15 protein-coding genes are annotated in these 12,111 nt (G+C 70.7%); all 15 read left to right on the top strand.

All coding sequences use genetic code 11. The features are described from left to right. The coding region (locus ABEB00_RS00585; protein ID WP_345616714.1) for a glycoside hydrolase family 15 protein at positions 1 to 513 on the top strand (513 nt) is incomplete at its 5' end. Between the two features lie 2 nt (positions 514 to 515). Continuing rightward, complete coding sequence (locus ABEB00_RS00580) at positions 516 to 1,862, top strand: ATP-binding protein (RefSeq protein ID WP_345616712.1); 1,347 nt, start codon at positions 516 to 518, stop codon at positions 1,860 to 1,862. Then, positions 1,859 to 2,284, top strand: a complete 426-nt coding sequence (locus tag ABEB00_RS00575; protein ID WP_345616711.1) for a roadblock/LC7 domain-containing protein — start codon at positions 1,859 to 1,861, stop codon at positions 2,282 to 2,284. Before ABEB00_RS00580 ends, ABEB00_RS00575 begins: the two co-directional genes overlap by 4 nt. Beyond that, positions 2,281 to 2,637: a DUF742 domain-containing protein gene (locus tag ABEB00_RS00570; protein ID WP_345616710.1), complete on the top strand. Its 357-nt coding sequence runs from the start codon at positions 2,281 to 2,283 to the stop codon at positions 2,635 to 2,637. Before ABEB00_RS00575 ends, ABEB00_RS00570 begins: the two co-directional genes overlap by 4 nt. Continuing rightward, positions 2,615 to 3,235, top strand: coding sequence for a GTP-binding protein (locus ABEB00_RS00565; protein WP_345616708.1), 621 nt, complete (start codon positions 2,615 to 2,617; stop codon positions 3,233 to 3,235). The genes ABEB00_RS00570 and ABEB00_RS00565 overlap by 23 nt, the downstream gene beginning before the upstream one ends. Then, positions 3,232 to 4,416, top strand: coding sequence for a cytochrome P450 (locus ABEB00_RS00560; protein WP_345616707.1), 1,185 nt, complete (start codon positions 3,232 to 3,234; stop codon positions 4,414 to 4,416). The genes ABEB00_RS00565 and ABEB00_RS00560 overlap by 4 nt, the downstream gene beginning before the upstream one ends. Before the next feature lie 13 nt (positions 4,417 to 4,429). Further along, entirely contained in the window at positions 4,430 to 5,659 is a 1,230-nt protein-coding gene (locus ABEB00_RS00555; protein WP_345616705.1) for a cytochrome P450 family protein, read from the top strand. Positions 5,660 to 5,821: 162 nt separating this feature from the next. Further along, entirely contained in the window at positions 5,822 to 6,385 is a 564-nt protein-coding gene (locus ABEB00_RS00550) for a LexA family protein (RefSeq protein ID WP_345616704.1), read from the top strand. 128 nt (positions 6,386 to 6,513) lie between these two features. Beyond that, the gene (locus ABEB00_RS00545) at positions 6,514 to 7,146 is read left to right on the top strand and encodes a hypothetical protein (RefSeq protein WP_345616703.1); all 633 of its coding nucleotides are present in this window, start codon (positions 6,514 to 6,516) and stop codon (positions 7,144 to 7,146) included. 392 nt (positions 7,147 to 7,538) lie between these two features. After that, the gene (locus ABEB00_RS00540) at positions 7,539 to 8,390 is read left to right on the top strand and encodes a hypothetical protein (protein WP_345616702.1); all 852 of its coding nucleotides are present in this window, start codon (positions 7,539 to 7,541) and stop codon (positions 8,388 to 8,390) included. Beyond that, positions 8,387 to 8,875: a helix-turn-helix domain-containing protein gene (locus ABEB00_RS00535; protein ID WP_345616701.1), complete on the top strand. Its 489-nt coding sequence runs from the start codon at positions 8,387 to 8,389 to the stop codon at positions 8,873 to 8,875. Before ABEB00_RS00540 ends, ABEB00_RS00535 begins: the two co-directional genes overlap by 4 nt. Continuing rightward, positions 8,872 to 9,483 carry a hypothetical protein gene (locus ABEB00_RS00530; protein WP_345616700.1) on the top strand — a complete coding sequence of 204 codons (612 nt, stop codon included), beginning with the start codon at positions 8,872 to 8,874 and terminating at the stop codon, positions 9,481 to 9,483. Before ABEB00_RS00535 ends, ABEB00_RS00530 begins: the two co-directional genes overlap by 4 nt. A 155-nt stretch (positions 9,484 to 9,638) precedes the next feature. After that, positions 9,639 to 10,544, top strand: coding sequence for an endonuclease/exonuclease/phosphatase family protein (locus ABEB00_RS00525; RefSeq protein WP_345616699.1), 906 nt, complete (start codon positions 9,639 to 9,641; stop codon positions 10,542 to 10,544). A gap of 192 nt (positions 10,545 to 10,736) precedes the next feature. Further along, positions 10,737 to 10,871 (top strand): hypothetical protein, encoded by a 135-nt coding sequence (locus ABEB00_RS00520; RefSeq protein WP_345616698.1) that lies wholly within the window; start codon positions 10,737 to 10,739, stop codon positions 10,869 to 10,871. A 95-nt stretch (positions 10,872 to 10,966) separates the two neighbouring features. After that, positions 10,967 to 11,992 carry a hypothetical protein gene (locus tag ABEB00_RS00515; RefSeq protein ID WP_345616697.1) on the top strand — a complete coding sequence of 342 codons (1,026 nt, stop codon included), beginning with the start codon at positions 10,967 to 10,969 and terminating at the stop codon, positions 11,990 to 11,992. The last annotated feature ends 119 nt before the right edge of the window (positions 11,993 to 12,111 follow it).

The following is a 12,111-nucleotide window of genomic DNA, read 5'->3' as shown; positions in this document are numbered from 1 at the left end:
GCTTCTCCGCTGCTGGTCAGACCCACTCGTGAACACCCCTTCCTTCCGCCCGATGACCCGCGCGTCGTCGGTACCGTGGAGGCGGTGCGCCGCGAGCTGTCCACCCCGGACGGGCTCGTGCGCCGGTACCCGACCACCGGCGACCGTACCGGGATGGACGGCCTGGCCGGCGACGAGGGCGCGTTCGTCCTCTGCTCCTTCTGGCTCGTCGACGCCCTCGCCCTGACCGGCCGCGTCAACGAGGCCCACGCCCTGTTCGAACGCCTTCTCGTGCTACGTAACGGCCTCGGGCTCCTGGCCGAGGAATACGACCCCGTCCAGCAGCGCCAACTCGGCAACTTCCCACAGGCGTTCAGCCACATGGGACTGATCCAGAGCGCCAGGCTCCTCCATCGGCTGTCGACGCGATCCACCCCCGGCCGGGCTATTGCCGCACGGACACCGGACACGAACGATGTCAGTACCGCAGTCCGGACGGCAGGCCGTGTCCGCGAGAAGCTCACGAGGGTCTGATCATGGAACCGATACTGATCACCGCTCTCGCGCTGCTGGCTGTGGGGGCCACCGGCTCAGCCGTGCATCACCGCATCGCGGCGCGGTCCCAGCGGCGCCGTGCCGACCGGCTGGGCCAGCGCGTCGCACAGGCCCAAGAGCAGCTCGTCGCGGCCGAGCAGCTTGTCCGTCACGTCGCGATCTCGGTGGTCCCGGCTGCTGCGGCGGCGGCGCAGGCTGGCCAGCCGTACGGGCCCGATGTGGTGATGCCGCCGCAACTGGCCAACACCTCGCTCGCCAGTGCCTTGCGTGTGCTCACCGATCATGTCGTCTCCGCCCTCTTCGTGACCGTGCGCGCGGTCCAGGATTCGGCCCAGGAACGCGTCACGCAGACCAGGGTGGAGGCCGAGCGGCAGATCGCCGAGGCGCGCGGGGAGTCGGTGAACGTGGCCCGGGCGGCGGTGCGGGCCTTCTCAGCCAGCGTCGTGCAGCACGCCGCGAAGCTGAGCGGCAGGATCAGCGACGGGGTCCGCCGTCACCTGGGCGACGAGTCGTACGCGACGCTGGTCGAGATCGACCACCTGGGCCAGCAGATGCTGCGGACGGCTTCCGGGTACACGGTGCTGGCCGGCGGGAAGCTGTCGCGGCACTGGCCGGCGACCACTGTGACGGATGTCGTGCGCAGTGCCATGGGTCAGGTCGAGCACTACCAGCGCGTCCAGCACACGGAGTTCGACTCGCACGCGGTGCAGAGCCGTGCCGTGGCCGCGGTCGTGCACTGCCTGGCTGACTTGCTGAACAACGCGGTGCAGTACTCCCCGCCCAGCGCCAAGGTGTACGTGTCGGTGGAGCAGAGCGCCACCGGGGTCCTGCTGATCGTGGACGATTCCGGGCTGCCCATGGAGGACGAGAAGCTGCACTGGGCGCGGGGCGTGCTCGCCGGCAAGCAGCGCGACGACATCACCCAACTGGGCGCCCATCCGCAGACTGGGCTGCGCATCGCCGCCGTTCTCGCCGACGCGTACGGCTTCCGTGTCGATCTCACGACTCCCAACGTGTACGGCGGCAACCGTGCGGTCATCGTGCTGCCGCAGTCTCTGCTGACCGCACCGGCACGGCCCGAACCGTCGTCCGTGCCCGCGGCCCGTCTGACGCCCGTCCCGCCTGCGGGGCAATCCCTGGCCTCCGCCACTACCGCCGGCGGGCTCACGGTCCGTCAGCGCGGCACGCGCCACGCCGCTCCCCCGCGCACAGCGTCTGAGCCGGCGCGGCCGGGGAGCCCCGCGGTGGCTGCCGCCTGGGCCGCGGGAAGCCGCCGTGGCCGGCGCGAAGACATCCCCACCACCACCGACGAAGGACACCGATCATGACCACGGAGACACGCTCGAATCTCGGGTGGCTGCTGGACGAGCATCTCGGCAGTGTGCCGGGCGTACTGAGCGCGGTGCTGCTGAGCGGTGACGGGCTGCTGATGGCCCGGACACAGAGCATCGGGCAGGACGACGCCGAGAAACTCGCCGCGATCAGTTCCACGCTGCGGATCACGGCCAAGGTCTGGGACGAGGAGACCGGCCGCGGCGGCGTGCGGGCGCTGCTGGTCGAGAGCGCGTCCGGTTTCGGGCTGACGACCGCGGCCGGGACGAACTCGGTGCTCTCGGTGGTCACCGGCTCCGAGGCGGATCCCGGCCTGGTCAGCCAGGAGATGGAGCGGCTGGTGGTGCGTCTGGGCGAGCACCTCGGTACCGCCGAACGCGCGCGTTCGCTCCAGCCGGACGGGGATTCGGCGGCATGACCGGGCCGCGGCGTGACCCGGACATGGTCCGGCCGTACGTCCGCACCGGTGGACGGGTCCGGCCGGCGAGGCCGGTGCGCCTGGAGAGCGTGGTCATCGCCGCGGCCGGCCCCCTGCTCGAACTGGGAACCGACGCACGGCGGGTGATGGCTCTGTTCGCTCCGGCCGGCCGGGGCGGGCTGGCCGTCGCGGACATCGCCGCGGCCCTGCAACTGCCGCCGTCCACGGTCCGCATCCTCGTCTCCGCCCTGATCGGCAGCGGCCACCTGGCCAGCCCCGTGGCCGCTGCCGACGACCAGCCCGAATCCGACGTTCTGCTGAAGGTGCTTCATGGACTGCGCGCAGCCCTCTGACCCGGCCGTCGCCTACCTGCCCCACACGGTGACCGAGGCCGCCAAGATCGTGGTCGCCGGCGGGTTCGGGGTAGGCAAGACGACGTTCATCGGCAGCGTGTCGGAGGTGAGGCCGCTGCGGATGGAGGAGCCGATCACCGAGGGCAGCGTGGGCATCGACGACCTGCGCGGCACCCCGGACAAGGTCACCACCACCGTCGGCATGGACTTCGGCCGCATCCATCTGGCCCACGGCAGCCTCGCCCTGTACCTGTTCGGGCTCCCTGGCCAGACTCGGTTCCAGTCCCTGTGGGAAGAGATGGCCGGCGGGGCACTGGGCTGCCTCGTGCTCGCCGACACACGCGACCTCGACGCCAGCCACGACGCGCTCAGCCTGCTGGAGTCCCAGGCCATCCCCTACGCCGTCACCATCAACGCCTTCCCCGACGCCCCGCGCTACGGAGCCGGCGAAATACGCCAGGCCCTCGCTCTGGACGCCGGCACCCCGCTGACCACCTGTGACGCCCGCGAACGCACCTCCAGCCTGTACGCCCTGATCGCGCTCACCGAATACCTCGTCGCGCGCCGCGCGGCCACCCCCTTGGAGCCCACGCGATGACCGCCACCAGCCCCGTGCCCCTGTACGAGCCGGGCTTCGCCGCCGACCCACACCCCGCCTACGAGCACATGCGGACCGTCTACGGCCCTCTCGTTCCCGTCGAACTGTCGCCGGGCCTCCCGGCCACGCTGGTGATCGGCTACTACCAGGCCCGGCGCATCCTGGCCGACCCCATGCGGTTTCCCGCCGACCCGCGCATCTGGCAGCAGCAGGTGCCCGCCTCCTGCCCGGTGCGGCCGATGATGGAGTGGCGTCCCAACGCCCTGCGCAGCAGCGGCGCCGCGCACGCCCGCTACCGGGCCGCCAACACCAGCGCGATCAACGCCGTCGACCAGCACCAGCTCCTCACGGTCGTGGAGAAGATCGCCTCCAGCACCCTCGCGGACTTCCATCCGGCGGGCCGGGCCGACCTGCTCAGCCAGTACGCCTGGCCGATCGCCTTCCGCGTGCTGAGCGCCCTGCTCGGCTGCCCCAACGAGATCGGCTCCCGCATCGCCGACGGCATGGCCCGCATCTTCAACGCCACCGACGCCGATCACGGCAACCAGATCCTCGGCCAGGCCGTCGCCGAACTCGTCGCCCTGCGGCAGGGCCACCCGGCCGACGACATCACCACCCGCCTGCTGGCCCACCCCGCCCACCTGGGCGACGAGGAGATGGCCCACCAGCTCGTCACCCTCTACGGCGCCGGCATCGAACCCCTGACCAACCTCATCGCCAACACCCTGCTGAAAATCCTCTCCGACGCCGACTTCGCCGCCGCCGTCCACGCGGGCCGGTCCACGGTGCGCGACGCCCTCGACCTCGTCCTCTACACCGACCCGCCACTGGCGAACTACTGCATCACCTACCCGCCCTACCCCACCGACATCGACGGCGTCCTCCTCCCGGCCCACCAGCCGGTTCTCATCAGCATGGCCGCCTGCAACAACGACCCCGCACTGCGAGGCACCCCGGACGGCTTCGCCGGCAACCGAGCCCACCTGTCCTGGAGCAGCGGCTCGCACGCCTGCCCGGCACGCCCCCACGCCTACCTCATCGCGGAGACCGCGATCAGCTACCTCCTGGACGCCCTGCCCGAAATAGACCTCTCCGTCCCCGCCGACGAACTGCGCTGGCGCCCCGGCCCGTTCCACCGCGCGCTGGAAGCCCTCCCCGCCACCTTCCCCACCCTGCGCTGAAGGAGAGATCGCCGTGTCCGAACTGCCCCTCGTCCTCGACCCCACCGGAGCCGACCGCCACGCCGAGCACCGCGCCCTGCGCGCCCAAGGCCCGGCCGCCCGCGTGGACATCCTCGGCGTCCACGCCTGGGCCGTCACCGACCCCACCCTCCTGAACACACTGCTGACCAGTCCCGACGTGTCCAAGGACGGCCGCGCCCACTGGCCCGGCTTCGAGGAGGCCGCGGCCACCTGGCCGCTCGCCCTGTGGATCGCGGTGCGGAACATGTTCACCGCCTACGGCGCCGACCACCGCAGGCTGCGCCGCATGGTCGCCCCCGCCTTCAGCGCCCGGCGGGTCGCCGCCATGAAGGAGGACATCGCCGCCATAGTCACCCACCTGCTCGACCATCTCGCCGGCCTGCCTCGCACACGGGAGGTGGACCTGCGCGAACACCTCGCCTACCCGCTGCCCATCGGCGTGATCAGCCACCTCGTGGGCGTCCCCGAAAACCAGCGCGACGCGTTCCGCGCGGTCGTCGACGGCGTCTTCGACACCACCCTGACCCCGGCCGCGTCCCAGGCCAACGCCGAACGACTGTACGGGCAGCTCGACCAGCTCATCGCCACCAAACGCGAGGCCCCCGGCGACGACATGACGTCGCTGCTGATCCGGAGCCGGGACGAGGAGGACGGGACGGGCCTGAGCCACCAGGAGCTGCGCGACACCCTCCTGCTAATGGTCAGCGCCGGATACGAGACCACCGTCAACGTCATCGACCAGGCCATCGTCCACCTCCTCGCCCACCCCCGCCAGCTCGACCGGGTCCGCGCCGGCGCATACACCTGGCAGGACGTGGTCGAGGAGACCCTCCGCCTCGAACCCGCCGTCGCCCACCTGCCCCTGCGCTACGCCGTCCGCGACATCCCCCTGCCCGACGGACGGACCATCCCCCAGGGCGACGCCATCCTCGCCTCCTACGCCGCCGCCAACCGCCACCCCGACTGGCACGGCCCCACCGCCGACGACTTCGACATCACCCGCACCACCAAGGACCACCTCGCCTTCGGCCACGGCGTCCACTTCTGCCTCGGCGCCCCCCTGGCCCGCCTCGAAGTCGCCGAAGTCCTCGCACAACTGTTCACGCGCTTCCCGCACATGCAGCTCGCCGTCCCCGGCACCCGCCTGCACCCCCTGAACTCGCTGATCAGCAACGGCCACCAGGCCATCCCCGTCCGACTCGGCGCCCCCGCCGACTCCTGACCCGATTCGAGCGCTTCCCGGACATTCAACTCGCGGCGGATCAAGCCACGACGGCGACAACGCCGAGCCTGATCAGCAACCCCCGTCCCCGTGCGCCTACGGCCCACACCGAAGCACTGACATCCGATCGAGCCCGCCCCGCACACGAGTGCCTGAGGGACCATGAGCAGCAACGACGCACCGATCCCACAAAGCAGCCCCGCCCCGCTGCCCGAGCACGCCCTTGCACCGCAGGACGCGCCCCTGACGGAGCGGCAACGTCAGATCTACCGATTCATCTGCGACACCGTGCAGGAGGAGGGTTATGCGCCCACCCTGCGCGAGATCGGCCACGCGGTCGGGATGACCAGCGTTTCAGGAGTCGCCCACCAGCTCAGACAGCTAGCCGCGAAGGGATACATCACCTTGGATCCGGGACGTATGCGCGCCTACCGCGTCATCACCCGGCCACTCGGGACCGCGCAGTCGCTCGCGCACCCACAGTGCGGCTGCTCACCCCGCGCCGACGACAACGAAGAGGGGGGCGGCGCCCCGCTCGTCCTCAAAGTCATGATCACCCCCGGCATGAAAGATGCGCTGGTCAATGGGGCGACGCTGAACGTGAGACCACTCCTCATGCCCGACACCAACTGCTCCTCGCTCGGCAGCGCCGACATTCTCGGACAGGTCACGGCGATCACACACTCGGTGAACGACTCCTCAGAGAGTCCCTGTGTCCAGTCCTGACTCCCGTGCATGGCCCCCGTGAAGCCAGATCACCGCGCACGGGCTCATGCCGCCGGACCCTCCCCCCAACACACAGGGGCCGACAGCACTCCTACCCGATCAACCCACGAAGAAAGGTATGGACAACCGTGTCCCCGTCCCTGACCCAGTCGGCGCAGCCAGTAGCGCCTCAGCCGGCCGCACCCCTACTGCGGTTCCTCGACGGCTCCCTGGACCGCACCGTCGAATCCGCCACCGCATGGCTGACCAAGGCCGGCATCGATGGCACGGCCGCGTTCGACGAAGCCCGCGACATTGTGATCACGCTGCCCACGTCCGCTGCGGTGGACCAGCTCGCCACCGTGCTGCTGGATCCGTGCATCCGCGCGCATACCGCGGCGGACGACCTGGTGGAACTCCTGTCCTCCGCAGCTCTGGTCCACCACGTCGGTCTGCTGGGAACACACGCCGTGGAAGTGACCCTGGCCGACGGCGACCTCGGTGCGGCCATACAGTTCGCGGCCCTGCTCGGTGCCGGCGGCATCGACGACGGGCTCACGCTGAGCCGTCCCCGTGGAATGCGACGGCTCGCCGAGCGACTCCAGTGGCTGGTGACCGGTGCGGTGGGCACCACCGTCCACACCGACGTACGCCCCGGGTACGTCCACGACCCCGATCACCTCACCATCGACCAGGCCCGCCACCTGACACAACGCCTTGTCCTCGCTGCCACCGGCACGGACCGCGCGGCCTGCCGTGCCGGTACCGGAGGGGCGGCATGAGCGAACCGTCCCCCATCCCGTCTCTCGCAGCGACCGGCTCCGCGGAGAGCCGCTCCCGCGAACTTCGCTCCGCGCTTCACGCCTTGCATCGCACGTCCGCTCGGTTCACCGGCCGCACCCCCTCCGGCCTCGCCCGGGACCGTGAGGCTGTATGGACCGTGGTCGACCCATGGCTGCCGCTGGCCGCGCAACGGCTCAGAGAGGCAGAGCGCTCCCCCTCGGACCAGGCACGTTGGCGGGAGATCATCCGGGAGGCACGCCGCCCGGACACCGCTGCCGGAGAGCTTCCGAGGCAGGACATGGTCATGCTCGTCAGTGCGGCTCGCTGCCTGCTGCGTGCGCTCATGGAGGCCGAGCGGCCCGGACCTGGCGTGAGCGCTATCACCGAGCGAGTGCGACATGCCATCCACGACGGCATTTACCCGTCCGGGAGCCTGCTGAGCCTGCGCCGCATCGCCACGGACACCGCGGCCCCCACCCTCGACCGCGTCGAGACGGCGCTGCGAGACCTGCAGGGCGACGGACTGGTCACCATCAGCCCGTCCGGGCGCACCCGCGTGGCCGGCAGCGCGACCCGCGAGAGCCGTTCGGAACAGATCGCCGCCTGGCTGCGCTTTCTGATCCGCTCGGGTGTCTATCCGCCCGGCACAGTCTTGCCGTCCCAACTGGTGCTGGCCCGGATCCTGGTCTCATCGGGGCCCGACGTGGTCGGTGCCCAGCGCCTGCTGGCCGACCAACAGGTGCTGGTGGCCCGACACGGACGGCGCTGCTCGGTGCGCCGCGTCCCCGCGATCCCCGTGGACGATCCGCCGGTCCTTGCCGATCTGGTCCGCGCCCTGCGGGCCCGCAGCGCGCCCGGCCCACAGCCGACCGCCGAGGCCACCCTGGCCGCGTGCCGGCAGACCCACGCCTGGTGGTCCAGGCGCACCATCCCGCCGCCCCGGGAGACCGCCGACCGCACCGCCACCCTGACCGCTGCCTGCGCCGACCTCGTGTCCCGGGCCGCCCTCGCGCACGCGCAGGACCAAGAGGTACAGGCCATGCTCCGGCACACGGCCGTCACCGCGCTGGCCGAGCACCCCGAGGACGGCTGGGAACAGACCTGGCGCGCAGCCTGCCTGGGCGCACTCGTCCGCCTTCTTCTCCTCGACACCACGCCCCGACTCCCGTCGCAGACACTCACCACCGCCCCGCCGGTAGAGACAGGCACCGGCAGCGGATCTCAGCTTGGAACTTCGACATGACGACTTCTTCCATCACGCCACTGAAGCCCGCAGTGCGCCGCGTCGCCCAGCATCTCGTAGACGGTCTCGCCCCCCAGGACATCGCCGCCGCCACCTGCCTGGCGCCGGCAACCATCCGCCAGTACCTGCGTCAACTGCGCGCGAGCCTGGGCTGCCCGCACCGCTGCAGGCCACCGGTCATCGTGCACTTCCTGTTCGCCTCCCGGCAGGCCACACCTCCCCGAGCGACCCGGCCGGCACCGGAACTCGCGCCCCAGGAGCACAGACTGCTGAAGGCCGTCGCCATGCACAGCAGGCCCGACGACATCGCTGCCGCCGCCGGTTCCACCCCCGCCTACCTCCCCGGTGCGCTCAGCGCGCTGCTCGGCAAGACCGGGGCGAAGGACGCCACCCAGCTCATCGTCCTGGCCTACGGGTGGGAACTGATGACCGACGAACGGAGCAGGACCACAGAAGCAGGGGCAGGGGCAGGGGCAGGCCAATGAGCACAGGTGCTCCCTACGAGATGCGCCCGCTGGCCACGGACGCCGAGCACACGCAGGCCGGTGCGCTCGTCGAGGACCGCCTGCGCTGGCTCACCCTGCGCGGCCTGCCGGTATCCATGCGCGGTGACATCCCCGACTTGTACCGCGACACTCGCGCTGCGCGTCACGAGACAGCGGGGCTGTTCGAGGAGAACATCCTGCTGGCCTGCCTGATAGTGGACCCCGAGCCCCACCTCGCTCACTGGGGCCAAGGCGGTACCGGGCCCTCCCTGTCCCTCCGTCACGTGCACACCCTGCCCGCGCACCCGGACAACATCGTGCGCCTGGTCACTCTGTGGGCATCCGACCACGCCTCCCGCCTCGGCCTGCCCTGCGTCCGCGCAGAAGCCCTCGCCCGCGCGGACCTCGCCATCGATCCGATACGGCCCTTCCTCGACCGCCTGCAAGACATGGGCTGGACGATCCGCGGCACCGGCCCAGGAACCGACGGCGAACGGGTCGCGCGTCTCGAACTCGCGGCCGAGCCACGTCCAGGACTCACAGCACTGATCGACTGCTCTCTCCCCCGCCAGCCCGTACTCGACAGCAGCAAGGGGTACAGCACGTGACTGCCGCAGAGCCGACAGCATCTGCCAACTCCTACCTTCCTGAGACCAGGGCCTCCCTCGCAGCGCACACCACGCGAGGCCGAGTCATACGGCCGGCCCGCCCTTCCATCACCCGCCCCGCACAGCGGCCGAACACCCCGGACCCAAGGACATCCATGGACACCGGCACCATCGATGTCGCTGTCTGGAACATCGAAGCCGACGGCGGCCGGGACGGTGAGCGCCGCGACTTCGCACTGGACATCCTGGCCGCGCTGAAGCCCGACATCGTCCTCCAGCAGGAAGCCAAGTACAGCCGGGAACGCGGAGGGCGACTCCTGCACGCCGCGGAGAAGCGGCTGAAGCTGCGCGGGTTCCTCTCCGCGCCGAACCCGGACATAGACGCCGACATCGCCACTGCCGTCTATCTGCGGCCCGGACTGTTCCACATCGCCGAGCAGAAGCCGCACGCCAAGCCATGGTGGCTGCACCCCTGCCACGTGCAGGCACAGCTCGGCAACTGCCCCCTCCCGCTCAACCTCGTGTCCTTCCACATGTGTTTCTTCGACGCCGGCCAGCGGCTCGCCGAAGCCCAATGGCTCACCACTCTCGCCCAGCCGGGCATGGCGACCATGGCAGCCGGCGACACCAACAGCTACCCGCAGCACCCCGAACCACTGCCGCTTCCCGTCTGGGAGACAGTCACCGACCGTGCGCACATGGTCCAGCGCACATACGTGGACGCCGCTGGACGCCGCCACAGCGACACCCGGCCCGACGGCGCGCTCACCGCCGCCGGATTCACAGACCTCGCTCGTCACGCCGCCAACCACTGCGGCCCGAACAGTAAACGAGCACTCGCCGCCACGGCAGGCTTCACCAAGCCCCACCAGGGCGGGCCGCAACGCATCGACCGGGGGTACGCCGCCGGCGGTGTGCAATTCGCGCTGGAGCACGTCGAGGTGATCGACAACGAGGACACCCGCGCCGCCTCCGACCATGCCCTTGTTCTCTACCGCTACCACCGCACCCGCCTGGAAGGGGTCCTCACCCCGGGCCGGGGTCTGCGGTGCGCGGGATGAGGGGAGCACCCGCCCGTTGTCGGCGACGGACGGGCGCTCCACACCATCACCGGTGCTCAGGGAAGTGCCGGCGACAGCACCATCGGCCACCACCGGGGCGCCTGGGGCCCACGCCGGGGCGCAGGAGCGCGTGCCGCGCCGCCCGCTGGCCGCATGACTGGTGTCACTCCACTAGCCAGAAGGTTCCCGCTCATGTCCCGCAAGCGCCGGTTCTCCTCCTACGCCCTCTCGATACTCCTGTTCAGCAGCCTGATACCGGTGCTGCTCGTGTCCCGGCAGGTCATTCGGGACGCCCAGGGCACGGAAGTGTCCGCCCTGCCCCGGTGACCCGTGCCGTCTTCCCCGCCGGGCACTCACCGCGCAGTGCCGCCGGGAGCCCGCCCGCGTGTTACCCGACCTTGCCGCCGCACTCGAAAGACGCCATGCGCACCTCAACCCCATCGCCTCTGCCCGACGCCGGCTCGCGCGCCCCGCTGCTGGGAGGCCCGGCCGCCAGCGCGGGCATGCTGCTCGTGCTGAGCGGAGGTCCGACGGTCACCCTGGCCGTGCTGACGAGCGGCACCGTGTTCGGCGGATTGCACTGGTCCCCCACCATCCTTCACCTGCACGAATACCTCTGGGCCGCAGCCGCCGCGCTCCAGATGTTATGGCTGACCCGGCTGCTGCACACGAGGCTCTCGGCACCTCACCACACACCCGGTCACCGGGTTGCGGCCGTCACGGGCCTCGTCTGCGTCGGCGCGCTGGTGCTGGGCGGACCCGTTCTTCACCTGACCTTCTCCGGTCCCGCCGACTTACTCGTCCGCAGCGTGCTTCTCGCCTGGCTGGCCTGCGAAGTCTGCTGGCGGCACGGCATCCCTCTGTCCGCCCCTGCCGAAGCCGCGGATCCCTTCACGCGGTGGCACACCCTGTGGGAACAGACGCTCCTGGTGATGTCCTACTGCTGTGCCGGAGTCGCACCCGTCTTCATCGCGGTCCACGCACTGCGCTGGACCGAGGCGGACCGGCTGCCCGTGATGCAGACCGACCAGGCAACCGCGCTCGGCGTCTCAGGCAGCATCGAGCTGCTCCTCGCCCTGCCGTGGACCATCGTCCTCGAAGGGGTTGTCATCGGCACCGTGAGCATGCTGCTGCACGCTGCCGGACGACCCGCATGGCAGATCTACCCCGCCATCGGCATCCCCGAGGTCGTCTTCCACGCCTACTTCGGATTGCCCGCCGTCCTGATGGCGCTGTACGCGGTGCTGTGCGCACGGTTCTACCTGCGGCACCACCGGCTCGCCCCCCTCCTGCTGGGACACGCCGTTTTCGACCTGCCCGGCGCGCTCACCGCCACGCACTCCCTCGCCGAGAAGCTCCCTTACATGGCGGCAGTCGGCATCGCCCTCTTCGCCATCGACCGCTGGTTCGACACCCATGCCGAACGGCGGCTCCCCCCGGCGGTGTAACCCCCTTGCCCATCCCGGTCCGCCGACCGCCATTCCAGACCCGGACGGGTCTGTCAGCCATGGAACTGGCCCACCCCGGACGTCAAACCGTCCGCGTAGTCGACTCCCTCGTCAGGGTC

This window comes from Streptomyces ziwulingensis, assembly GCF_039542605.1.
GTDB lineage: Bacteria > Actinomycetota > Actinomycetes > Streptomycetales > Streptomycetaceae > Streptomyces > Streptomyces ziwulingensis.
This window is presented reverse-complemented; position numbering and strand designations above follow the sequence as displayed.